Annotated in this window: 25 protein-coding genes; all 25 read right to left on the bottom strand. The window is 37.1% G+C overall.

Features of this window, described 5'->3' with window-relative positions; translation table 11 throughout:
• Positions 1–13 precede the first annotated feature (13 nt).
• The 25 genes from ACKXGF_RS07170 to fliQ all read right to left on the bottom strand — a co-directional run bounded on the left by ACKXGF_RS07170 (position 14) and on the right by fliQ (position 23,662).
• On the bottom strand, positions 14–1,708 hold the full coding sequence (locus ACKXGF_RS07170) for a proline--tRNA ligase (RefSeq protein WP_411955483.1): 1,695 nt from the start codon (positions 1,706–1,708) through the stop codon (positions 14–16).
• An 82-nt stretch (positions 1,709–1,790) separates the two neighbouring features.
• The gene (gene rseP, locus ACKXGF_RS07165) at positions 1,791–3,047 is read right to left on the bottom strand and encodes an RIP metalloprotease RseP (protein WP_411955482.1); all 1,257 of its coding nucleotides are present in this window, start codon (positions 3,045–3,047) and stop codon (positions 1,791–1,793) included.
• Positions 3,048–3,062: 15 nt separating this feature from the next.
• Complete coding sequence (gene dxr, locus ACKXGF_RS07160; protein ID WP_411955481.1) at positions 3,063–4,208, bottom strand: 1-deoxy-D-xylulose-5-phosphate reductoisomerase; 1,146 nt, start codon at positions 4,206–4,208, stop codon at positions 3,063–3,065.
• Between the two features lie 24 nt (positions 4,209–4,232).
• The gene (locus ACKXGF_RS07155; protein WP_411955480.1) at positions 4,233–5,021 is read right to left on the bottom strand and encodes a phosphatidate cytidylyltransferase; all 789 of its coding nucleotides are present in this window, start codon (positions 5,019–5,021) and stop codon (positions 4,233–4,235) included.
• A gap of 12 nt (positions 5,022–5,033) precedes the next feature.
• Positions 5,034–5,780, bottom strand: a complete 747-nt coding sequence (locus ACKXGF_RS07150) for an isoprenyl transferase (protein ID WP_167260113.1) — start codon at positions 5,778–5,780, stop codon at positions 5,034–5,036.
• Between the two features lie 83 nt (positions 5,781–5,863).
• Positions 5,864–6,421 carry a ribosome recycling factor gene (gene frr, locus ACKXGF_RS07145; RefSeq protein WP_411955479.1) on the bottom strand — a complete coding sequence of 186 codons (558 nt, stop codon included), beginning with the start codon at positions 6,419–6,421 and terminating at the stop codon, positions 5,864–5,866.
• A 2-nt stretch (positions 6,422–6,423) separates the two neighbouring features.
• Complete coding sequence (gene pyrH / locus ACKXGF_RS07140) at positions 6,424–7,146, bottom strand: UMP kinase (protein ID WP_411955478.1); 723 nt, start codon at positions 7,144–7,146, stop codon at positions 6,424–6,426.
• 81 nt (positions 7,147–7,227) lie between these two features.
• On the bottom strand, positions 7,228–8,112 hold the full coding sequence (gene tsf, locus ACKXGF_RS07135; protein ID WP_411955477.1) for a translation elongation factor Ts: 885 nt from the start codon (positions 8,110–8,112) through the stop codon (positions 7,228–7,230).
• 99 nt (positions 8,113–8,211) lie between these two features.
• Positions 8,212–8,964 (bottom strand): 30S ribosomal protein S2, encoded by a 753-nt coding sequence (gene rpsB / locus ACKXGF_RS07130; protein ID WP_167260106.1) that lies wholly within the window; start codon positions 8,962–8,964, stop codon positions 8,212–8,214.
• A gap of 148 nt (positions 8,965–9,112) precedes the next feature.
• Positions 9,113–9,667: a hypothetical protein gene (locus ACKXGF_RS07125; protein WP_411955476.1), complete on the bottom strand. Its 555-nt coding sequence runs from the start codon at positions 9,665–9,667 to the stop codon at positions 9,113–9,115.
• Positions 9,668–9,693: 26 nt separating this feature from the next.
• Positions 9,694–9,999 carry a hypothetical protein gene (locus ACKXGF_RS07120; protein WP_411955475.1) on the bottom strand — a complete coding sequence of 102 codons (306 nt, stop codon included), beginning with the start codon at positions 9,997–9,999 and terminating at the stop codon, positions 9,694–9,696.
• A gap of 67 nt (positions 10,000–10,066) precedes the next feature.
• Positions 10,067–11,575 (bottom strand): DUF342 domain-containing protein, encoded by a 1,509-nt coding sequence (locus ACKXGF_RS07115; RefSeq protein WP_411955474.1) that lies wholly within the window; start codon positions 11,573–11,575, stop codon positions 10,067–10,069.
• Between the two features lie 22 nt (positions 11,576–11,597).
• On the bottom strand, positions 11,598–12,365 hold the full coding sequence (locus ACKXGF_RS07110) for a FliA/WhiG family RNA polymerase sigma factor (RefSeq protein ID WP_411955473.1): 768 nt from the start codon (positions 12,363–12,365) through the stop codon (positions 11,598–11,600).
• Positions 12,366–12,377: 12 nt separating this feature from the next.
• A complete protein-coding gene (locus ACKXGF_RS07105) occupies positions 12,378–12,704 on the bottom strand; it encodes a hypothetical protein (protein WP_411955472.1) in 327 nt (108 codons plus the stop codon).
• A complete protein-coding gene (locus ACKXGF_RS07100) occupies positions 12,704–13,201 on the bottom strand; it encodes a chemotaxis protein CheD (RefSeq protein ID WP_411955471.1) in 498 nt (165 codons plus the stop codon). The genes ACKXGF_RS07105 and ACKXGF_RS07100 overlap by 1 nt, the downstream gene beginning before the upstream one ends.
• Positions 13,198–13,827 carry a chemotaxis protein CheC gene (locus tag ACKXGF_RS07095; RefSeq protein ID WP_411955470.1) on the bottom strand — a complete coding sequence of 210 codons (630 nt, stop codon included), beginning with the start codon at positions 13,825–13,827 and terminating at the stop codon, positions 13,198–13,200. The genes ACKXGF_RS07100 and ACKXGF_RS07095 overlap by 4 nt, the downstream gene beginning before the upstream one ends.
• Positions 13,828–13,854: 27 nt before the next feature.
• Positions 13,855–14,319, bottom strand: coding sequence for a chemotaxis protein CheW (locus ACKXGF_RS07090; RefSeq protein ID WP_411955469.1), 465 nt, complete (start codon positions 14,317–14,319; stop codon positions 13,855–13,857).
• 12 nt (positions 14,320–14,331) lie between these two features.
• Positions 14,332–16,377: a chemotaxis protein CheW gene (locus tag ACKXGF_RS07085; protein WP_411955468.1), complete on the bottom strand. Its 2,046-nt coding sequence runs from the start codon at positions 16,375–16,377 to the stop codon at positions 14,332–14,334.
• A gap of 11 nt (positions 16,378–16,388) precedes the next feature.
• Entirely contained in the window at positions 16,389–17,456 is a 1,068-nt protein-coding gene (locus tag ACKXGF_RS07080) for a protein-glutamate methylesterase/protein-glutamine glutaminase (RefSeq protein WP_411955467.1), read from the bottom strand.
• A gap of 3 nt (positions 17,457–17,459) precedes the next feature.
• Complete coding sequence (locus tag ACKXGF_RS07075; protein WP_411955466.1) at positions 17,460–18,326, bottom strand: MinD/ParA family protein; 867 nt, start codon at positions 18,324–18,326, stop codon at positions 17,460–17,462.
• The gene (gene flhF / locus ACKXGF_RS07070; protein WP_411955465.1) at positions 18,323–19,468 is read right to left on the bottom strand and encodes a flagellar biosynthesis protein FlhF; all 1,146 of its coding nucleotides are present in this window, start codon (positions 19,466–19,468) and stop codon (positions 18,323–18,325) included. The genes ACKXGF_RS07075 and flhF overlap by 4 nt, the downstream gene beginning before the upstream one ends.
• Entirely contained in the window at positions 19,465–21,501 is a 2,037-nt protein-coding gene (flhA, locus tag ACKXGF_RS07065; RefSeq protein ID WP_411955464.1) for a flagellar biosynthesis protein FlhA, read from the bottom strand. The genes flhF and flhA overlap by 4 nt, the downstream gene beginning before the upstream one ends.
• A gap of 23 nt (positions 21,502–21,524) precedes the next feature.
• On the bottom strand, positions 21,525–22,610 hold the full coding sequence (flhB, locus tag ACKXGF_RS07060) for a flagellar biosynthesis protein FlhB (protein WP_411955463.1): 1,086 nt from the start codon (positions 22,608–22,610) through the stop codon (positions 21,525–21,527).
• Position 22,611: 1 nt separating this feature from the next.
• Positions 22,612–23,391, bottom strand: coding sequence for a flagellar biosynthetic protein FliR (gene fliR, locus ACKXGF_RS07055; RefSeq protein WP_411955462.1), 780 nt, complete (start codon positions 23,389–23,391; stop codon positions 22,612–22,614).
• Between the two features lies 1 nt (position 23,392).
• Positions 23,393–23,662: a flagellar biosynthesis protein FliQ gene (gene fliQ, locus ACKXGF_RS07050; RefSeq protein ID WP_167260077.1), complete on the bottom strand. Its 270-nt coding sequence runs from the start codon at positions 23,660–23,662 to the stop codon at positions 23,393–23,395.
• Between the last annotated feature and the right edge of the window lie 6 nt (positions 23,663–23,668).

Raw genomic sequence — 23,668 nt, 5'->3', positions numbered from 1 at the left:
GTTTTGATTGCAATCATAACGTTTTTAAAAATGAAACTAGCTCATCTACATGAACATCTTGTTGTTCGCCGGTTTTTCTATTCTTATATTCTACAAAACCTTCATTTGCGCGTTTACCAATCGTCACACGATGCGTAATTCCAATCAAATCACTATCATTAAATTTCACACCTGCTCGCTCTTGACGATCATCGTATAACACATCAAAGGCTTGTTCTTGTAAGTTTGTATAAACTGTTTCTGCTAACTCAACTTGTTCTTCCTTCTTCATATTAAGATTGATCATATGAACATCAAACGGAACAAGGGAATCTGGCCAAAACATGCCTTGTTCATCATGGAACTGTTCAACTACAGAAGCTAGTGTACGTGACACCCCTATTCCATAACAACCCATAATATAGGTTTGGGCACGTCCTTCTTGGTTTAAAAATGAAGCGTTTAACTTGTCCGCATACAGAGACCCAAGTTTAAATACATGGCCTACTTCAATACCTTTTGCAAACTGTATGGTACCGTGACCATCTGGAGAAGGATCTCCTTCTTCAATAAAACGCAGGTCAGCATATTGTGTCACCTCAAAGTCACGCTCTGGTGTGACATTACGGTAATGGTAACCATTTTCATTGGCACCACAAGAGGCATTAACTAACGGTTTAACAGCATAATCAGCAATAACTTCAACATCTTCCGGAACATTAATCGGTCCTAAAGAACCAAATCCAGCACCAACTACATCAATCGTTTCTTGTTCTGTTGCTAACTCAATAAACTTAGCATCGAATAAATTTTTGAGTTTAACATCGTTCACTTCATGATCCCCACGTGTGACAACCATAACAAAACGATCATCTACTTTAAACATGATGGCTTTCATGCCTTCTTGTAAGGAATGCCCTAAGAAGTCAGCTACTTCCTGCATCGTTTTTGCATTCGGTGTTTCAATTTTTTCAAGTGGATTAGGTTCAGTCTCTGACTTCTCTTGTGTTGGCAGGACTGGTGCCATTTCAACGTTGGCAGCGTAGTCAGATTGATCTGAATAAGCTATTGTATCTTCACCAATATCTGATAAAACCATAAATTCATGCGTGTCTTTACCCCCCATAGCACCTGAGTCAGCTATAACGGCTCGGAAATTTAAGCCACATCGTTCAAATACACGTTTATAAGCTTCAAATAAACGATTATAAGCTTCATCGAGAGACTCATAAGTTTCATGGAAGGAATAAGCATCTTTCATTAAAAACTCACGACCTCGCAATAATCCGAAACGAGGTCGTTTTTCATCACGGAATTTGCTTTGAATTTGATAAACAGTTAACGGTAATTTTTTATATGAATTGATTTCATCTCCAATTAGAGATGTCACAACTTCTTCATGCGTTGCCCCTAATGCAAATTTTCGTTCATGGCGATCATTTAGCCGCATTAATTCAAGTCCCATCGTCTCCCAACGTCCTGAAGATTCCCATAGTTCCGCTGGTTGTAGAGTTGGCATCTGAATTTCTTGTGCGCCTGTACGATCCATTTCTTCACGAATAATGGTTTCTAACTTACGTAAGACACGCTTACCTAATGGCAAAAAGTTATATACACCAGAAGCTAATTTACGAATATAACCAGCTTTTAATAACAACTGATGACTTGGAATGTCTGCTTCTTTAGGCACTTCTCGTAAAGTTGGTATTAGCATATTACTTTGTCTCATACAATTTCACCTCATTTGTTATATTCCCTGATCAGTTATGAACAACTATGATCACTCATTTAATCTAGTCATGTAAAACCAATTACATAAATAGCCGTTCAATGTCATTCCACGTAACAGCAATCATTAATAACATGAGTAGTGCAAACCCGATAAAGTGGACAATCCCTTCTTTTTGAGGGTCGAGTGGTTTACCTCGAATAGCTTCAAGTCCAATGAATATCAATCGTCCACCATCTAATGCGGGTAGAGGTAATAAGTTTACTATACCTAGATTAATACTGAGCATCGCCGTCCACATAATATAGTTAAAGAAACCCGTTTGAACTACGTCATCAGTAGCTGAATAGATGCCGACTGGACCTGCTAATGCATCTAATGATAATTGACCTGTCACAAGTTGGCCAAGAGCATCTAATATAAGAATCGTCATGTCATAAGTCTGGGTGAATCCATAAGCAATCACATCACCTGCTGCATCTTCGAAATGTCTTCGGACACCTAATTGACCGATAGATTCTCCTTGATTTGTAATTTCAGCAGGAGCGACTGAGGTCGTAACAAGTTCATCTCCTCTTTCCATTGTTAATTCTACTGTTTCCCCAGGTCTTTCTTGTACATATCTTACAAAATCAGTCCACGTCTCAATTGACTGGTTATCAATAGAGACAACTTGATCACCTGGTTCAATATCGACTGATGAAGCAGGAGAATCATCCTGTACTTCTCCAATTATTGCTTCTTCAGCTGGAACACCTTGAGCAAATCCAAGTGCAATGAACAAGACAATCGCTAATGCGAAGTTCATAAATGGTCCTGCAAATACTTGTAGTCCTTTTTGGATTGTATTCTTGCTCGAAAACTGTCGATCATATGGAGCAATTAATGTTTCTTTTTCATCCATCACGAACAGAGCTTGTCGATTAACACTATATTTATGAAACGTATCAGTGTCCAAATCATTAGCTTCAATTGTTAGTTCATGATCTAAGTCAATTCTTGATACCTCTACCACTTTAGCATCTGGATGATTTGACTTATTATTGACGATGATTTTATTGACTTCACCTAAGTCATTAAATTCTAAACCAATATGGTGGCCTGGTTTTAAATCGATAATTTCCGGATCTTCACCAGCAACCCTTACATAACCACCAATCGGCAATAACCTAATCGTATATAATGTTTCGTGTTTACGGTAGGAAAAAATTTTCGGACCAAAACCAATGGCAAATTCTCGTGCAAGCATTCCTGCCCTTTTCGCTAAAATCAAATGGCCTAACTCATGAATAAACACGAGTAAGCCAAACATAAATATAAATGCTATTAACGTATTCAATCCAAGCACCTTCCTTTAGTGACGGCGTCTTACACGTTTGCGTGTTTCTTGATCAATCTCTAAAATTGTATCTAAATTTGGTAATTCCATTCTTTGATGTTCAGCTAATTCATCATAGATTGCCTTCTCAATACCTAAAAAATCAATATGATCATTTAAAAATAACTGCACTGCTTCTTCATTCGCTGCATTTAATACAGTTGGCATAGAGCCACCTTCACGACCAGCCTGATAAGCCATGTCTAGACAAGGAAAACGATCAAAACTCAAGTCTTGAAAGTGAAGCGTACCGAACGATGTTAAATCAAGACCTGATGATAAATTATAAGTCGTTCGATCAGGGTAGGTTAGAGCATATTGAATGGGGATTCTCATATCTGGTGTACCAAGTTGCGCCATTACATTCTGATCAACAAATTCAACCATACTATGAATAACACTTTCTTTATGCATTAACACGTCTATTTGATCATAAGGCACATCAAAAAGCCAGTGTGCCTCAATGACTTCCAAACCTTTATTCATCATGGTAGCAGAGTCAATTGTAATCTTCGCACCCATGCTCCAATTAGGATGTTTTAAAGCATCTTCTTTAGTAACACCAACCAACTCATCTCGTGTATAGTCACGAAAACTACCTCCTGAAGCTGTGATGACCATTCGCTTAATTTCACTCGGATTCTCACCTCGTAAACATTGATGAATAGCAGCATGTTCACTATCAACAGGTAATAAATCAACACCATATCGGTCAGCTTCAGCTTTTACAAGATGACCTGCCGTAACTAGTGTTTCTTTATTTGCAAATGCAATTTGTTTTCGGGCACGAATAGCCGCCAATGTAGGTTTTAACCCAACACTTCCTAATAAGGCGTTAACCACTAAGTCCACATCAGGCTCTGTAACCAATTCATTTAAAGCGTCTAATCCAGAATAAATTGTAATGTTATGATCAATTTGATTGATTAATTGCTCCTTAACTGAGCTATTCTTCACAACCACAACAGATGGTTTCAAACGCTCTATAATGGGTTTCGCAACATCTATTCGTGTACCAAATGCCATCGCATACAAATTAAATTCGGATGGATTGGCTTCAATAATATCTGAGGTTTGTACACCAATAGATCCTGTTGCCCCTAATAAGACTATATTTTTCATTGTCTACCCTCATTCATGATTAAATTAAAGGAACTGTAAAAAGTGTAGAAAAGGTAACATAAAAATTAAACTATCAAAGCGATCTAATATGCCACCATGACCTGGTAATATCCGACCAGAATCTTTCACTCCGTAAGTACGTTTCAGTGCTGACTCAACTAAATCACCTAATTGTGCCAAGATTGAACCTAAAATGGCAATCAAGATAACTATTATCATATTATCATACAACGGATTAAACATTTCAAATATTAAGGCGATAATGACCGCACTTGCAATTCCTCCATTAAATCCTGCAATTGTCTTTTTAGGGCTAATCTCAGGCCATAATTTGCGTTTACCAATCGAACGACCAATTAAGTATGCTCCTGTATCAGTAAACCAGATAATTAAAAATGCAAACAATATATAATCTAAGCCTAGTAAGCGCGTTTCAATAACGGTTGCAAATCCAACGCCAACATAAATGAATGATAAAAGTATAAAAGCCATGTCGCTATACGTCACATGGTTTTTTACAAGTACAATATAAGCTAATAAAGTAAACGCTGCTAATAATGCCAATTCGGTCAGATTAATTGGTAAGTTTACTAAAAATGAATAAATAAATAAATCAATAAATCCAATCCACAATAGCACAAAACTTAACATAGCAGGAAAACTGAACAACGTGATATTTTTCATTTGGAATAATTCACTAAGTCCAACGGTTGCTAAAAGCCCTATAACTAATATAAAAGGCCAATCACCATAAACGATAAATGGGATAAATATAATTAGCCCAATTACAGCTGTTAAAACGCGTTGTTTCAATACATCACATCCCTACAATCCACCGAATCGTCTTTTTCGATGTTGATATTCCTTAATGGCTTCATCTAATGCATTCTCGTCGAATTCTGGCCATAATTGATCGGTAAAATAAAATTCTGCATAAGCTAATTGCCATAATAAATAATTGCTTAATCGTTTTTCACCGCTCGTTCTAATTAATAAATCAGGATCGGGAACCGTATAAGTTAATAAATGTTGTTCAATGACATTCTCATCAATTTCATCAATTTGAAGCGAATTTTCCTGAACATCTTGAGCGATTTGTTTTGTCGCTTCTACAAGCTCTTTACGACTACCATAATTCAAAGCCAATATTAATGACATACCATCGTTATTCTTCGTCTCTTCAATGGCTTGGTTTACTGCTTTCTGAGTGAAATCCGGAAGGGAGGCAAAATCTCCAATTGTCGTAATTTTAACATTGTTTTCTTTTAACCCTGGTAAATATGTATCAAGAAATTGAGATGGTAACTTCAAGATAAATTCAACCTCTGAATGAGGACGTTTCCAATTCTCAGTAGAAAAAGCATAAAGCGTTAAAGCTTTAACACCTAGGTTCGAAGCACGTTTTACTACTTTTTCAATTGATTTCATTCCTTCACGATGGCCAGCCACTCTTGGTAATGCGCGTTTTTTTGCCCATCGACCATTCCCATCCATAATAATCGCAATATGTTGCGGGATATTGTCTGAACTTATTTCTTGTTTTTCATCTTTTTCATTTTGACGAAAAAGCATACTGATCCCTCTCCAATATAACATTTAAGAAAAATTCAGCTTTCGCCGCTAAAGCGAAAGCTGTCAGAAACACTTATGATGTCTTATACTTCAGTCATTTCTTTTTCTTTAGCTTCTAGCAATTGATCGATTTGATCAATGTGCTTATCTGTTTCTTTTTGAACATCATCTGTATAAGAACGTAACTCATCTTCAGTGATTTCACTATCTTTCTCTAACTTTTTCAATTGATCGTTAGCTTCACGACGAATGTTACGAACTTGAACCCGAGCTTCCTCAGCGTATTTTCTAGTAATCTTCACAAGTTCCTTACGTCGCTCTTCTGTTAGTGCTGGAATATTAATACGTATGAGTTTTCCGTCATTATTAGGTGTTAAACCTAAATCGGCTTTCTGGATTGCTTTTTCCATATCACCAATTGCAGACTTATCAAATGGTGTGATGACAAGCAAACGTGCTTCTGGTGCAGAAACATTAGCTAACTGATTTAAAGGTGTTTGCGCACCATAATACTCTACATAAACCGTATCTAGAATAGCCGGATTTGCACGTCCAGCTCGTACTGTTGCTAATTGTTTCGAAAAAGCATCAACAGCACCTTGCATTTTGTCACGGCAATCTTTAATCACTTCGTCACTCATCACTATTTCCTCCTAATAATTGTACCTATTTCTTCTCCAGTAACAACTCGTTTGATGTTACCTTCCTCCATAATCGAGAATACTATTAATGCTATGTCATTGTCCATACATAATGAAGATGCAGTGGAATCCATGACGCCCAATCCACCATTCAATACTTCCATAAAACTTAATTCATGGTACTTAACAGCATCTGTATTTAAGGATGGATCATCTGAATAAACACCATCTACATTATTCTTAGCCATTAGTATAACATCTGCTTCGATTTCTGCAGCACGTAAAGCAGCTGTTGTATCAGTAGAAAAGTAAGGATTTCCTGTACCTCCAGCAAAAATGACAACGCGCTGTTTTTCTAAATGGCGCATGGCTTTCCGGCGAATATAAGGTTCTGCTACCTGACGCATCTCAATGGATGTTTGAACACGTGTCTCTACCCCATAATTTTCTAAACTATCTTGTAGAGCAAGCGAATTCATGACAGTTGCAAGCATCCCCATATAATCAGCATTGGCACGGTCCATACCAACTTCACTACCAACCTTACCACGCCAAATGTTTCCACCACCCACTACGATTGCAATTTCTAATCCTAGGGCGTGTATTTCTTGAATTTGTTTAGCAATTGATTTAATAAATCGTGGATCAATCCCATTGCCTTGCTCCCCACTTAAGGCTTCTCCACTCAATTTTAGGACAACTCGTTTGAAATCAGCTTTAGACATATTTACCTCCGTCATTATGTAAATATTAAAGACTTGTTTTAAAATAGGGAACACAATGTGTCCCCTATTTTAAACAAATCTTTACTTCTTAACTTGGCTCATGACTTCATCAGCAAAGTTTTCTTCACGTTTTTCCATGCCTTCGCCGACTTCATAACGAACGAAAGTCTTGATTGTTGCACCTTTTGATTCAACATATTGTTTTACAGTTTGATCAGAATCTTTAACAAAAGCTTGATCTAAAAGACAAATTTCTTCAAAGAACTTGCCTAAACGGCCTTCAACCATTTTCTCTACAATATGCTCAGGCTTGCCTTCTTCAAGTGCTTGTTGTTTTAGACGTTCACGTTCTTTATCAACAAGCTCTTGATCAACTTCATCACGTGATAAATATTGAGGGTTGATTGCTGCGATGTGCATTGCAATATCTTTTGCTACAGCTTCATCATTTGTACCGTCTAAATGAGCTAGTACACCAATTTTACCACCCATATGAATGTAGTTGCCGATAGCACTCTTTTCGCCTTGTTCAAACACCTCAAAACGGCGAAGTGAAATCTTCTCACCAATCGTTGCAATAGCTGATGTAATATACTCACTTAAGGTCTGGTCTGTACCATTAATTTTTTGTTCAAATGCTTCTTCAACCGTAGCCGGACGATGATTTAGAATATGACTTGCTAAATCATTTAAAAGTTGCTTGAATTGTTCGTTCTTAGCAACGAAGTCCGTCTCTGCATTGACTTCGATCATAGCAGCTGCTTGATCGTTTGCAACAATATGTGTAGATCCTTCTGCTGCGATACGATCAGCTTTCTTCGCTGCTTTTGACATACCTTTTTCACGTAGGTATTCAACAGCTTTGTCTAAGTCACCGTCAGTTTCTTGTAATGCTTTTTTACAATCCATCATACCTGCGCCTGTTTTTTCACGCAGCTCTTTTACTAAATTCGCTGTAATTGCCATTAAAATGTCCTCCTTAGGGAATAGTTAATTTATAAGAGTTCATAGATAACCAGTGTAAAAAAGGTGATAAAAGGTCCTACCTCTTATCACCTTAACCTTTTACTCTTGAACAGCTTCTTTTTCTTCTTCGTCATCAGAAGTTACTTCTTCAGCAACGTCTTCTGTTGCCTCACCCTGTTTAACTTCTAAAATCGCGTCAGCCATTCTTGTTGTGATTAATTTAACCGCACGGATAGCATCATCGTTTGCTGGAATAACATAATCGATTTCATCCGGATCGCAGTTTGTATCAACCATAGCTACAATTGGAATATTTAACTTATGCGCTTCTTTTACAGCGATACGCTCTTTGCGTGGATCAACGATAAATAATGCATCAGGAATGCCATCCATATTTTTAATACCGCCTAAGAATTTCTCTAGACGATCTTTTTCTTTAAGAATCATAACGACTTCTTTCTTAGGAAGAACATCGAAAGTACCGTCTTCTTCCATACCTTCAATTTCTTTAAGACGACTAATACGTTTTTCAATAGTTTGGAAGTTTGTTAATGTGCCGCCTAACCAACGTTGGTTGATATAATGCATGCCAGCACGAGTAGCTTCTTCCTTCACTGTATCTTGTGCTTGTTTTTTCGTTCCAACGAAAAGAATTGTGCCTCCATCTTGCGCAACATCCTTAACGAAGTTAAACGCTTCATCAACCTTCTTAACTGTTTTTTGTAGGTCAATGATGTAAATGCCGTTACGTTCTGTGAAAATATAACGTTTCATTTTCGGGTTCCAACGGCGTGTTTGGTGACCGAAATGGACACCTGCTTCTAGCAATTGTTTCATTGAAATTGCTGCCATAATAAAATCCTCCTAAATGGTTTTTGTTTTCCTCCGACTGCTTCATACGAAAGCGAAACTCGATTCACGAGCACCTTCACTTACCTCCACAGACGTGTGTATTAACACCAAAAGTAAATATATCACATTACTATTGGGTAGGCAAGTCTTAATGCGACATTTTATAGTGAAATTTTATCATCAATTCAACCTCAGTATAGCCCATTTCCAGGTGTTTGGCTATTGATTCAATGGAATAACCTTGATCATACATTTGAAAAGCTTTTTGCTGTGGTGTTGAAACATCCGTTGTACTTTGAGAGCTAATTTCTACTTTATCTTCTTTGTCAGCAATCATTTCACTAATGTCAAACGGTTGTGTTGTTTCAGTTTTTTGTACACTGGATGACTTTTCAGCTTGTTGGTTATCTTCCTCGCTTACATATAATGTAGCTTCTGATACTTCATCATTAGTTTTAGAATTATGGTACGATTTTTCTCTTGTCTCACTTGCTTGAGATTGACGTTCAAATTTCGACATTTCCTCAAGCAATTTACGATTCTCATCTTTAAGTTCCAATAGATAAGAATTAAATAAATCTTCAATTTCCCGAATACGCTTTTCCGGATCAGCATTAGATTCATCTATATGTCTTAGTCTTTGATATAAATATATAATAGCGATAAATGAAACACCGTGTAAGATAAGACTAAATATTTCCACTAATTATACCACCTAAATCTTGTATCTCACCTAGATATGTCCACTCGACTACCTAGATAAGGATGAGGAATTTGCTGTTTTGGTTCTTTTCTAGATTGTTGTCCAACCTCTTGTGACCAGTTATGCTCTGAATGATCGTCACCTTCATTTTGAGCGGGTTCAGATTCATTTGTATCTAAGACTGCTTTTCTTTTGTGTTCTAATTCCTTTAATTGTTCTTCACTTAATACATCTTGCATAACTTGTGCTCTTTGTTGTAATTGATCTTGAAGTTGACCAGCATCTTGTGTTCTTGGAAGTGCAACCTGCAGTTCAACAGCTTTCCAACTCATGTGATCACCTCTTCATTATCAGCTACTAACAAATTAATCATCAGCAACTATTTGTGATTAACTACACTTAAACTAAAGGGTTAATAGAAAAATCTAAGTCCTGAAATATGACGGATACTTTAGACGTTTCTTTATTAATCACTTTAGCGTATTTACCGACATTAATTTCTACATTCGGGTATATTGTATCATGAATCACTACTTTTATTAACTGATTCGATTGCTCATCTGGTTGGCTTTTAGCATAGACTTTGTATTCATCATTTAATTCATTCAATTCTAATCTAGCTTTTTCATAAGAATTTTGTTGTTTTAATAAAGTCACACGCTCTTTACTTGTTAAGTCACGGACGGCTTTTAATTGTTCAAACTTATCCCCAATAGTCTTTAGTTTTTTGAGCTGATCGACGAGTTCTTTCATGCGATTTTCTATATAGGATTTCTTTTCGACTGCCTTCTTGTTTTCACTCAAGTATAGTTGAGTTTTAGTACTCATGCGATTACCAACATCTCTTGCTTCAATATAATTCCCGCTCGAAACAGAACCACCTATAATATGCCCTTTTTGACAAATAACTTGTTCTCTTGAAGTCACGTGACTATGCAAAATTGAATTATTGACTTGAACTTTTCTACCTGCTTCAAGATTAGCTTGATTGACATTACCAGCAAAAATATCTAATGTCGCTTTAACAAACCCTTTCCCTAATGCAGATATTCCTTCTTTAATAAAAACTGACCCACCTGCCTCAATCTTAGATGCCTCAACAATTCCTTGTATCGTAATATCCCCACGAGCTTTCAGCGCAAAACCTTCAGGAACATCTCCTTTAATGACAATCGAACCATTGAAATCGATATTACCCACACTCAAATCAAGATCACTAGAAACTTGATAAACGGGCAATACTTGAACTTCTTTCTCAGTGAAATGCACTTGGCCACTATTTGTTGCATAAATGGTTAATTGTTTGTCATTGATTTTAGTATTTTCGCCAGCTTTGATTTGGACATCTTTACCTGGCTTAGGAGCGATCAGTTCACCATAGATATCTTGTCCTGATTCACCTTCTGTCGGCTTTATAATCGTAATTAACGGATCATCAATTTCCACAATTGGAATCTTCATCATTTCTTTAAAATCAACTTTTTGAGCAGTTTCGTCTACTTGAGTCTGAGTCATCAAGCTAATATGATAATCAATCGACCCATCCTCGCCATTGATAGGCGCATCACCAGTAGCAATGACTTGAGCATATGTGTTTTCGTCATCATATTCCCCATTAACCATCACTTCACAAAACGATTGGATTGCCATATCATCCAATCCATATTGAATATTTTCTTGCGCAAGAATCCTGTGGATTGCTTCCACAGTCACTATTTCTTCAATATTGAACGTTTCTTCCGTTAATTGAACTGTTTCTGTTTTCAGTTCATCTGAAGGATCATCTTCTTGAGATTCTTGATGTTCAATTTCTGCCTGCAAACTTTTTAAATAGTCAATATTTGCTTCTAAAGACGCTTCGAGACGATCATTTGATACTTTAATCTTAATAAAGTCTATTAATTCCATTCTGAACGCCCCCCCTTTTTTATTAAGCGGATAATAAATGATAGAGCTTGGCAATTGCCTTTGTGTGAATTTGTGAGATTCTTGATGTAGAAAGGTCTAAAACTTCACCAATTTCAGTTAACGTTAATTCTTCTTTATAAAATAAACTCAAAACCATTTGTTCATTTTCATTCAGTTCTTGCATCTTTTGAATTAGCTCATGGATGCTTTCCTGATTGACCAGTTGTTGGTCAGGTTGAATTTCATATGTATCAGGGATCGTATTTCTTAAATTCTCTCGCGGTTCATCACTTTGTTCGTCTGTTTTATCTTCAATTGACAGTACGTGGGCAAACAGCGTATCCTTTAACACTTCTGCCACTTCATCTTCCGGCATTTTCAAGTAATTCGCAAGTTCTTCTACAGAAGGTTCCCTTTGTAGTTTTTGCTCAAGTGTCTCATATCCTTGTTCGATTTCTTTCGATTTCTCTCGAACTGAGCGGGGAAGCCAATCCTCTTTGCGCAAACCATCAATAATTGCGCCTCGTATTCTAAAGGAAGCATAAGTATCAAACTTTAAGTCTCGGCTTGTATCAAATTTCTCCAACGCATCAACTAACCCCATAAACGCAAGGCTTTTAACGTCCTGGCGGTCAACATTTCTTGGTAGGTGGGAGTGAATACGATTGACTTGATAATCTACTAAGGGCATGTAATGTTCAACCAGTAAATTACCCGCTTCTTGGTCTTTTGTTTCCTGCCATTTATTCCATAAGGCAGTCATTGACGTTGTTGATTTATTCAATGGCATGCACCCCCAAGCTTAAGTTTCACGTTGTTGTTCTTCCTGCAATAGTGTCCGAACCTGTTCTGCGGCTTGACTATGATCAATTTCTTCTTGATCCTGATCAGATTGACCATCTCGATGACTCGTTTCTGAATAAGTTTCAACAGCTACAGTCTCTTTTTTTGTTTTAGTAACAAAGAATAATGCTTTTCGAATCAAGTACACGATCAAAAATGTTAGAAAAAATATGATTATACTACGAAATAAAGCGTGTTCTGGGGTATTAGTCGTAATTGCTAGAATAAATGTATAAACCGCTACAACTGTTGACGTCAGAATATTATATAAAATAGATCCAACCATTAGATATAAGTCACACCTTCATGAATTGTTCTAATTTTTAGTAGTGAATCATCTATCATAAATTCAATCGTTCGCCCTTTATTGCCACCACAATCTTCAGAAACAACTGGAATGTTATGTTCTTTTAATGACGCACGTACTGCCTCAGCATTTCGATACCCAATGCGCATCATTTCACTACTATTAGTTGAGTTGAACATTTGAGCACCTCCAGCCATTTTTGCTTTTAATCGCGACTTTCTAACACCTTGAGACTCCATTAATTTCAGTAGAGCTATTAGACCAGTATCAGCAAACTTTGCTTCTTTAAATGTTTGATTACGACTCATCGACGAATCTGGTAACATAATATGGACTAAACCAGCAATTTTGTTCGTTTCATCGTATAAAACTAATCCAATACAAGACCCTAATCCTGCTGTCATAATGGTTTGTGGGTGTTGGGCGATATTCAAATCTGCAATTCCAACTTTAACGGCTTCTGAAACTTGCGTCATGACGAATGAACTCCTAGAGCTTGAAAAATCGTTGCATAGGCATCGGGATTCGGTAAAAGGAAGAAATGTCCTTTGATCGCTTGGTCAAACCCTTCGATATCGTGTAAAATCGTTTCAATCATAATCGCTTGATCAGATACGGTTGATATTTCCAGTAGTCCTTGCGTTAACATAGCCCCAACCATATCTATGGCAACATGCGGCACAGATTGATTAATATCTAATTGTGTAAAGTCAGAGAACGCTCGCAAATAAGATCCAGTTAAAATATTTCCTAGTTCAAGAAATGCTGACGTTGCAATTTCATCACCTTCAGAGACCTTTTCAGATGGGTCACCAATCATCAATTGAGCAAATAAATCTGCTTCATTTGGCGGAATCATAAAAAACATATTCCCCGAAATATCTCCATTTGCTTGTACAAATACAGTCGCTTGTACTTCGTCTTTACCGCCTATTTCCATCATCATCTCGTCAAAAGTCACTACATTTACAACGGGTACATCCATAGATACTGAACGATTGATTAAATGAGATAATGAAGTAGCTGCATTCCCAGCACCAATATTACCGATTTCTTTCAGTACATCTAGATGAATTTGTTCAAAATTAAAGTAATCATTCATCACGAATTCCTCTTCTTTGTATCATAATTAGTCAATGGTTGATAGCTCATCAAACTCTTCTTCTGAAAGAACCTTTTCTAAGTTTAATAGAATCAGTAAGCGCTGATCGATTTTAGCTACCCCTCTAATATAATCGGCATTTACTGCTCCGACTACTTCAGGTGATGGCTCAACTTTTTCTTGTGGTACATCCACAACATCGTTAGCTGCATCCACGATGACGCCAATACTCTTGTCACCCACATGAATAATGATAATGCGCGTACTTTCCGTTTGTTCCACCGTTTCTAAGCCAAAACGTTCCCGTAAGTCAATAATCGGTGTAATCACACCTCTCAAATTCATCACACCTTTTACAAATTTAGGTGCACGAGGTACACGGGTGATATTAAAGATTCTTTCAATCGAACCAACATGTTCAATTGGAATCCCGTATTCTTCATCTTTTAATTTAAAAACGATAACCTTATCATCTTGCATGACTTCACTCATAGAAATACCTCCTTACTTAATTAGTGCATTACTATCAACGATTAACGCGACTTCGCCATTACCTAAGATCGTTGCACCAGAAATAGCAAATACATTTGATAGATAATCACCAAGACTCTTCAAGACTATTTCCTGTTGACCAATAAATGAATCTACGACTAACCCTGCCATTTGGTCACCTTTTCGTACAACAACGACAGAATAATAGTCTTCCTGTTCCTCTTTTACACTTGGTACTTCGAATACTTGACGTAAATCAACTAGCGGAACGATATGACCTCTGAAATCAATCACTTCTTTATTATGGGCTTTCATCACATCAGTGTGCTTAATAACCGCTGTTTCAATGATCGATGATAATGGAATTGCATATGTCTCTTCTTCGATTATCACCAACATGACAGATATAATAGATAAAGTAAGAGGTAATTGGATAGAAAAAGTCGTGCCTTTTCCATATTCAGATTCGATTTCGATTGAACCACCTAAGGATTCAATCGTGCTCTTAACAACATCTAAGCCAACACCACGACCGGATATATCCGAAATTTCCTGGGCTGTAGAAAAACCACTAGCTAAGATCAGCTCATTAATTTGCTTATCTGTAAGACTGGATGCTTGATCACTACTTATAACGCCATTTTCTATAGCCTTATTAAGTACTTTTTCCTTATTAATCCCTTGACCATCATCACGAATTTCGACGAATACATGGTTTCCGCTATGAAAGGCTTTTAATAACATATTACCTTGAGCTGGCTTACCTTTTTGCTTTCTTTCTTCAGGCATTTCCACTCCGTGATCAACCGCATTTCTGATCAAATGAACAAGTGGATCGCCGATTTCATCAATGACAGTTCGGTCAAGCTCTGTTTCAGCCCCTTCAATTTCCATATTGATGTCTTTTCCGAGTTCACGTGTTAGCTGACGTACCATACGAGGGAAACGGTTAAACACCTGTTCAATAGGTACCATACGCATGGTTAAGATAATATTTTGTAAGTCACCAGAAATACGCGAAATTCTCTCAACCGTACCTTTTAAATCATTGTGATTTAATTCCTCTGAAATTTGTTCGAGACGTCCACGATCAATCACCATTTCTTCAAATAGATTCATTAAGGCATCTAAACGTTCGATGTTCACACGGATAGTTTTATTACCAGCTGCCTTCTTTTGCTGATCGATTGGTTGGTCGTTCGCTTGATCATTCGATATTTCAGGCTGCTCATTAGAAACAACTTGGTTTTCTTCAGTTGTTTGCTTGTCATCAGAAGACTGTTCTGTTTCAAACTCAAAAGGCTTAATGATCACCTCACGAACTTCAGAGACCTTCATGATTTTAGCTTTTAATTCTTCATCTTGTTCTGATGTAACAAGGATGAGATCAAAATGATTTTCAAATTCCTCATTTTCTAATGCGTCTACAGTTGGAACTGATTTAATCACTTCACCACTTTGCTCAAGAACCTCAAAAACCATATAAACGCGTGCGACTTTCAACAAGCAGTCCTCAGAGAGTGAGACAGTGATGTGGTAAACATTTTGACCGTCTGTTTTGGCTTGTTCTAAAACTGTTCGTTCAAATTGATCTACCGTTAACCCTTCAACTGAAGAGGTTGTATCTCCGGATTCATCATCATTTACAGCAGAGGGTGTTTCCGTTTGTGATAGTTCCTCTCCCTTTTCAATCGCTTTTAATTGAGTGACAACTGATTCAACGTTCATTGACCCTGTACCACCTTCAGCGATATCAGCTGTCATTTTCTCAAGATATTCTAATGAATCTAATAACACATCCATTACATTTGAGTTAACAGTGATTTTTTCGTTACGAATGGCATCTAGAACATTTTCCATTTTGTGCGTTAAATCAGATAAATCCTCATACCCCATTGTCGCAGACATTCCTTTTAGGGTATGGGCTGCACGAAAAATTTCATCAACGATCGATAAATTAGACGGGTCTTTCTCTAATTCTAGTAATCCATCATTAACAACTTGTAAATTCTCTTTACTTTCATCAATAAATACATCTAAGTATTGGTTCGATTCCATACTTGACCTCCTCATTGTTTCACGGTTTCAACGATAGCATCTGCCATTTCATTGATTGGTTTAATTAAATTGGGATTGGCTTGTTCAACGATTGATTTAGGCATTCCGTAAATGACAGCTGTTTCTTTCGATTCAGCAATTAAATATGTAGAAGAATCTTGTTCTTTAAGGTGCTTAGCACCTTCAGTTCCGTCACTGCCCATTCCAGTTAGGACAACTGCCACTTTGTTCATGTGAGATACACCAGCAACTGACTTGAATAATTTATTCACACTTGGACGATGACCATTAACAGCTGGTGTCTGTTCTATTATTGCTGCCAAAGATCTCCCGATTGATTTAACTTCAAAATGGTTATCACCTGGTGCTATATAAGCGTGCCCTCTCTTTAACAATTCTCCATGTTGGACTTCCTTAACAGAAATTTCAGATAATCGATCTAATCGTTCTGCCAATGATCGAGTGAATTTAGCGGGCATATGTTGGACAATTAATATCGGGCAGCTAAACGATTCAGGAATTCTAGATAATAATTCCTGCAGTGCTTTAGGCCCTCCAGTTGATACACCGACTACAACAAGTGTTTGCTCGTGCTGAAATTTCTTGGATGGTTGGTTTCTATTAATTGTTAACTCATTAGGTGTCGCTTCAGGCAATAGGGCCATAGACTTGTGTAATTTAGCATGCGCTGCATCTTTTACTTTCTCGCAAATTTCAGCACTTTTTTGCGCCAAATCAAGTGAAATGGAACCAGATGTTTTATTGATAAAGTCAATCGCTCCATATTGCAGTGCTGTTATCGTGCTTTCGGCCCCTTCATAAGTTAAGCTTGACAACATGATAACGGGTGTAGGATAGTCATCCATAATACGTTTGAGTGCTGTTAAACCATCCATGATAGGCATTTCAATATCTAACGTCACAACATCTGGATTAAGCTTTTCAACCTTTTTTAGACCATCTTCGCCGTTTCGAGCAGTGCCTATTACTTCTAAACTACTATCATCATTAATAATGTCTGAAATAACTTTTCGCATAAAGGCAGAATCATCGATGACTAATACCCTTTTCTTATCCATAGTTCAATCTACCTTTCGTGAGAAAAATGATCGAAGTCGTTTAACAAATTTACGATCTTGTTCAATTCCGTCATCCTGATTCAAGTAAATATCAACTAAATTTCTCATTTGCTTGCTAGCCTTACTCTTAGGTGAAACTAAATAATAAGGTTGTTGTTGCTTGACTGCTTGAACAACAGTTGAATCATCTGGGATGTACCCTTGGTAGGATAAGCTTTGATTTAAAAATTTCATCACGACAGCATTTAATTTCGTGTAGGCAAATTCTCCTTCATCACGGTCACTTGCACGATTGACTAATAAAGATAGTTGCAAATCTTGACGCTTACTATGTGCAACCAATTGCTTTATAGCTGCGTAAGCATCCGTAATCGATGTTGGTTCTGTCGTTGTCACAACAATACTTTCATCAGCTGCTTGAATAAAGGCTAAATGTTCTTCAGACATACCTGCACCTAGATCAAAAATGATATAATCATAGGCCGTCGTTACATGTTGTAGTTGCCTGATAAAATAGTCGTATTTAGAACGGTCAAGATGAAAGAAATCTGACAAACCAGTTCCAGCTGCAATATAGGACAAACGTTGTGGACCTGCTTCTATGATATCAGAAATTTGTAACTTTTTCTCTAACATTGTCGATAAATTTTGTCTAGGTTGTAGGCCCAGCAAGATATCAATATTTCCCATACCAATATCTAGATCAAATATCAGGACGCTTTTGCCTTGTTCCGATAATGCCATGCTAAAGTTAAGAGCGAAGTTAGACTTACCGACCCCGCCTTTACCACTAAAGATCGCAATGGTACGAGCTTGGTTTTGCTCGTTTTGCAACACACGTTGCCTTAATTCATGGGCTTGATCTGTCACGACTGATCACCTACTATCAAATCCGTCATTCTCTGTGGAGATGGTGGTTCAATATCATCCGGAACGTCTTGACCAGTTGTTAAATACGCAATTCTAAATTGATGTTGTTGCCAAAGATTTAAGATTGAACCTAGATAACTTGTTTCATCTAACTTCGTTAAGATCACTTGATTAATCGATAAACTACTAAATTTAGCATATATATCATCTATGTCCTCTTCTTTTGAAGTAAGAGATAAGACGCAAAATAATTCATCATGATCTTCAAATTCAACAAATTGTTTCATTTCCTCAATATAACGATCTTCCCTAAAATTTCTACCCGGTGTATCAATAAATACAATATCCTTATCAGTGAATTTTTCTTTAGCCTGCAAGAAATCTTCGTGATTATAAGCCACCTCAACAGGTAAGTTCAGTATTTTAGCGTAGGTTTTCAATTGATCAACCGCAGCAATCCTGAATGTATCTAATGTGATAAGGCCAACATCTAATCCTTGATTAATAGAAAAATCAGCTGCTAGTTTTGCTAATGTCGTTGTTTTTCCGACCCCAGTAGGTCCGAATAAGAAGATATGTTTGGACCTAGCATCTTGTTCATATTGAGTCGCACTTTCCATCTTGTGAAATATTTGATCTTTTACGATTTGCCAATAGACAGAAATGTCTTGTGATTTCTTGTTTGTATAGTATTCTGTCATAACTGGCTCCATCAACTCTTGAATAGTATTCTGATCAATTCCTAAATGTCTCAAATCATTAGCAACTGAATCTATTGGAGTAGGATAATAATTAGTATTTTCTTTAGAATCCTTTAAAGATTCACGAAGCTCTTTGATCTCCTTGATTAAATCTTGATCATGTGATGAAGGCTCCTGTGTTGGTTGCTTAAGATTTAGTGATGGTTGATGATCCAATTGAAAATTAACATTAGGTTCTTTTACACTTTTCGCTTTCGTTTGTTGCATAGGTGAAGGGTCCACGGCAGCTACTACTTCTATATTTTTCTTTTTAAATAACCCGAGAAATCCTTTTGTCTTTTTCTCTTTAGAATTTAATATAACCGCTGAATCACCAAGTTCTTTACGTACATCCTTCATCGCCTCTGGCATTGTCGGTGCCGTATATTTTTTCACTCTCATGCTATGTTCACCACCCCAGCACTTTCGACTTCTAGATCTGGTTCAAGTTCGTTATAAGATAGTACCACCACATCTGGTAAATAGCGTCCAATCATTTGTTTTACGTATCTTCTAATCGCTGGTGAGCAAAGTAAGACAGGTGTTGCATCATCCATAAACGCTTGACTTGCTTGTTGATGAATGGATTCGATAATTTTTTGTTGCGTTTCAGGATCCATCGATAAGAAATTTCCATGCTCTGTCTGTTGAATATGTTCAGCGATTTTCTTCTCAACTTGTGGTGACAATGTGACAACCTTCATCTGATAATCAGCTGTTGCAAATGTTTGGGTAATTTGCATTGATAGTGACTGTCTACAATATTCTGCTAGCAAATCTGTATCATTAGTCATCTTCCCGTAATCAGCTAGTGTTTCGAATATAACTGGCAAATTACGAACCGAGATTTGTTCTTCTAATAGTTTTGATAAAACCTTTTGAATTTCGCCTACAGATAGAGGTTCAGGCGTCACTTCATCCACGAGCGTTGGATAACTTTGTTTTAAGTGATCGATTAATTGCTGTGTTTCTTCACGTCCCAATAATTGATAAGCATATCGTTTAATAACTTCAGTAATATGTGTCGAGACAACTGAAGGTGGGTCGACAATGGTATAACCTGATAACTCTGCTTCATCTTTCATATCTTCGGAAATCCATTTAGCAGGTAAACCAAAAGCGGGTTCTACAGTATCAATACCTTCTATTGAGTCATCTTCCATACCTGGAGACATAGCGAGATAGTGATCTAAGTAAAGTTCCCCTTTTGCAACCTCATTTCCTTTCACTTTTAACTGATATTCGTTCGGATTTAGCTGAATATTATCTCGTATACGGACAACTGGAATCACAATACCTAATTCTAACGCTAACTGCCGCCTAATCATTACAACACGATCAAGCAAGTCTCCTCCTTGATTCGCATCAGCAATCGGAATTAACGCATAGCCAAATTCGAATTCTACCGGATCCATATTAAGAAGATCGACGACATTATCAGGTTGAGCCACTTCTTGTTCCTCCGATTGATCTTCAAGTTCACTTTCTTCATATTGACTTTGTCTTTCTTGAGCTTGTGCTAGATACCAGCCACCAACAGCAAGGATTACTGCAATAAATGTTGTTAAAAAGATATTTATTGGTGTTAAACCAAGCATAAATATCGTTCCAGCTGCCACATACATTAGACTTGGATAACGGAATAATTGGCCTGTCACATCATGTGATAGATTACCTTCAGCAGCAACTCTTGTCACAACAATACCAGTTGCAGTTGCAATTAATAAGGCGGGTATTTGAGACGTTAAACCATCCCCAACAGTTAAACGAAGGAAGGTATTCACGGTTTCAGTAAAAGATAGCCCCCACTGTGTCATACCGATAATAAAACCGAAGATAATATTGACGAGTACAATAACAATACCAGCAATAGCATCACCCTTTACGAATTTACTGGCACCGTCCATAGCACCATAAAAATCTGCTTCATTTTCAATTTTTTCACGGCGTGCTTTGGCCTGTTGTTCGGTAATCATACCAGCGTTTAAATCAGCATCAATACTCATTTGCTTACCAGGCATCGCATCTAAGGTGAAGCGTGCTGCCACTTCTGATACACGTTCTGCACCCTTAGTAATAACAATAAATTGAATAATAACGAGGATTAAGAAGATCACAAAACCGACAAATGGATTACCACCCGTCACAAAATTTCCGAACGTATCGACGACATTACCAGCGTCAGCTTCTGATAAAATCGAACGTGTTGTTGATACGTTAAGCCCTAGTCGAAATAACGTTAATAATAATAATAATGATGGAAATATAGCAAAGTCTAGAGCTTCTTGTGTATTCATTGTGACGAGAATAACAATTAGAGCTAATGATATATTCGTCAAAATTAAAATACTTAATAACCATCCCGGGAGTGGGATGACTAACATGACAATAATTAATATAACACCTAATAGTACCGATAAATCTCTTGCTGACATGCTTCAAAATCCTCTCTTCATACTTACTTAGCTTGTTTCTCCATTTTGTAAACATAAGCTAATACTTCTGCAACTTGTTGGAAAAAATCTTCGGGAATCGTTTCGTCAATTTCTACAGAATTATATAACCCTCGAGCTAGTTGGCGATTTTCAATTCTCATAACTCCATTCGCTTCGGCAACCTCTCTAATTTTAAGAGCAACATAATCTACCCCTTTAGCAATAACAAAAGGAGCTTCTGCACGCTCTTCGTCATACTTTAATGCGATCGAATAGTGTGTAGGGTTTGTGATCACAACATCTGCTTCAGGTACCTCACTCATCATACGTTGCTGTGCCATTGAACGTTGGCGTTCCTTCATTCGTGATTGAACAAGCGGGTCACCTTCCATATTTTTGTTTTCGTCTTTAATATCTTGTTTTGACATTCGAATATTTTTTTCGTGGTCGTAACGTTGATAGATATAATCTATAACAGCAATGATTAATAACATAAGCGTTGCTGCAACACCCATAATAAGTGTTAATTGACCAAAAAACGCAATCGCATTAGGAACTGATTTTTGTGATAATGTCATCAAATCAGAACGATTAACCCATAGAATGGCAAAACAAACAATAGCTATAGAACTAACTTTTAACATAGATTTTAAAAATTCCACAATGGCTCTTGCTGAAAATATGCGTTTAATCCCATTAATAGGATTGACTTTGTTTAAATCAAACTTGAGTGGTTCACCTGTTAGTAAAAACCCAATTTGTAGATAATTAGCCACTAACGCTGCTGTGATCGCAACGGCCATAATTGGTAAGACGACTTTAATAGCTTCAACAGACACTTGAAACATAGCACTCTCGACATTTTCGGGAGTAACTTCATAGTGAATCAGTTCAGTAAATGTAAATATAAATACACTTGATAACGTATCGCCTAGCGTCGAACCAAAGGTAACCATGAAAACAAAAACAGCAAACAATAAAATCGCCGTCGTAATATCTTGACTCTTTGCCACTTGGCCCTTTTTACGCGAATCTTGACGCTTTTTCGGTGTCGCTTGTTCAGTTTTTTCTTGGTTAAAATATTGTAAATCTAAACGAAGTAACGACACATTATGCGCCCCCTATCAGTTCCATTAACTGTCTCATCGTTTGAAACATATATTCAAACAACTTCGAGACTAATAATCCAAAGAAACCGAAGCCAATAAATATAGTGAAGAAACTAACTAATATTTTAAGTGGTAGACCAATGATAAAAACGTTCATTTGTGGTACTGTACGAGCTATCATGCCTAAGGCCACGTCTACCAAAAACAATGTTCCAACGATCGGAATTGCCATTTGAAACGCTAATAAAAACATCTGTGACATCGTCGTCATGATAAATTCGGCAAAAGACTCTGTATGAATCGGAATCATCTCTTGAAAACCGATAAATTCATAACTATAAAAAATGCCATCGATTAAGAGATGGTGAGCATTGGTTGCGACTAATAATAGCGTTGCAATAATATAGTAGTACTGGCCGATAATTGGACTCTGTGCCCCTGTTTGAGGATCGACTACGTTTGCAATCGCAAAACCCATCTGAAAATCTATAAAGCCACCAGCAACTTGGACAGCCGTGAAAATGATATAGGCAACAAGTGCAATCATAATTCCAATGGTTAGTTCTTTTAAAAGTAATAATATGTATTGGCCATCTACAACTAAAGCTGGGCTGTCTAACGTAAGATACATAATCCACGATAAAATAATGATTAAGCTAATCTTAACTCGGTTAGGGACTGTCGTATATGCAAATAAAGGAACAAACAATATAAACCCCGTTAATCGAGCTAAAATTAAAAAGAAAGCCGGAATTCTCGTAATGTCTAGTAACTCAATCATATCAACCAACTATATTAGGAATTTCATTAAAAATACTGGTCGTGAATTCAATCAAACGTTGCAACATCCAAGGGCCTAAAATGACGATGGCTATAAACACAGCAATAATCTTAGGGATAAATGCTAATGTTTGTTCTTGGATTTGTGTCGTCGCTTGGAAAATCGCTACTGCTAAACCAACGAATAATGCTATTATTAATAGTGGCCCTACCACAATTAAGATGGTATAAACGCCTCGTTCTGCTAATGCAACAACCATATCTGGTGTCATATTGAT

Origin of the sequence: Alkalibacillus sp. S2W (assembly GCF_046764385.1) — a bacterium.
GTDB lineage: Bacteria > Bacillota > Bacilli > Bacillales > Alkalibacillaceae > Alkalibacillus > Alkalibacillus almallahensis.
The sequence above is the reverse complement of the archived record's forward strand: the minus strand, read 5'-3'. Positions and strand labels throughout refer to the sequence as shown.

Excerpts from the sequence above, each read along its gene's own strand:
- rpsB (WP_167260106.1), bottom strand. The coding sequence starts at position 8,964 with ATGGCAGCAATTTCAATGAAACAATTGCTAGAAGCAGGTGTCCATTTC.
- flhA (WP_411955464.1), bottom strand. The coding sequence starts at position 21,501 with ATGTCAGCAAGAGATTTATCGGTACTATTAGGTGTTATATTAATTATT.
- ACKXGF_RS07170 (WP_411955483.1), bottom strand. The coding sequence starts at position 1,708 with ATGAGACAAAGTAATATGCTAATACCAACTTTACGAGAAGTGCCTAAA.
- ACKXGF_RS07090 (WP_411955469.1), bottom strand. The coding sequence starts at position 14,319 with ATGAGTGAAGTCATGCAAGATGATAAGGTTATCGTTTTTAAATTAAAA.
- frr (WP_411955479.1), bottom strand. The coding sequence starts at position 6,421 with ATGAGTGACGAAGTGATTAAAGATTGCCGTGACAAAATGCAAGGTGCT.
- ACKXGF_RS07120 (WP_411955475.1), bottom strand. The coding sequence starts at position 9,999 with ATGAGTTGGAAAGCTGTTGAACTGCAGGTTGCACTTCCAAGAACACAA.
- ACKXGF_RS07110 (WP_411955473.1), bottom strand. The coding sequence starts at position 12,365 with ATGCCATTGAATAAATCAACAACGTCAATGACTGCCTTATGGAATAAA.
- pyrH (WP_411955478.1), bottom strand. The coding sequence starts at position 7,146 with ATGTCTAAAGCTGATTTCAAACGAGTTGTCCTAAAATTGAGTGGAGAA.
- tsf (WP_411955477.1), bottom strand. The coding sequence starts at position 8,112 with ATGGCAATTACAGCGAATTTAGTAAAAGAGCTGCGTGAAAAAACAGGC.
- ACKXGF_RS07150 (WP_167260113.1), bottom strand. The coding sequence starts at position 5,780 with ATGCTTTTTCGTCAAAATGAAAAAGATGAAAAACAAGAAATAAGTTCA.
- flhF (WP_411955465.1), bottom strand. The coding sequence starts at position 19,468 with ATGAGAGTGAAAAAATATACGGCACCGACAATGCCAGAGGCGATGAAG.
- ACKXGF_RS07105 (WP_411955472.1), bottom strand. The coding sequence starts at position 12,704 with ATGGTTGGATCTATTTTATATAATATTCTGACGTCAACAGTTGTAGCG.
- fliR (WP_411955462.1), bottom strand. The coding sequence starts at position 23,391 with ATGATTGAGTTACTAGACATTACGAGAATTCCGGCTTTCTTTTTAATT.
- ACKXGF_RS07085 (WP_411955468.1), bottom strand. The coding sequence starts at position 16,377 with ATGGAATCGAACCAATACTTAGATGTATTTATTGATGAAAGTAAAGAG.
- fliQ (WP_167260077.1), bottom strand. The coding sequence starts at position 23,662 with ATGACACCAGATATGGTTGTTGCATTAGCAGAACGAGGCGTTTATACC.
- ACKXGF_RS07115 (WP_411955474.1), bottom strand. The coding sequence starts at position 11,575 with ATGGAATTAATAGACTTTATTAAGATTAAAGTATCAAATGATCGTCTC.
- dxr (WP_411955481.1), bottom strand. The coding sequence starts at position 4,208 with ATGAAAAATATAGTCTTATTAGGGGCAACAGGATCTATTGGTGTACAA.
- ACKXGF_RS07095 (WP_411955470.1), bottom strand. The coding sequence starts at position 13,827 with ATGAATGATTACTTTAATTTTGAACAAATTCATCTAGATGTACTGAAA.
- ACKXGF_RS07100 (WP_411955471.1), bottom strand. The coding sequence starts at position 13,201 with ATGACGCAAGTTTCAGAAGCCGTTAAAGTTGGAATTGCAGATTTGAAT.
- ACKXGF_RS07080 (WP_411955467.1), bottom strand. The coding sequence starts at position 17,456 with ATGGATAAGAAAAGGGTATTAGTCATCGATGATTCTGCCTTTATGCGA.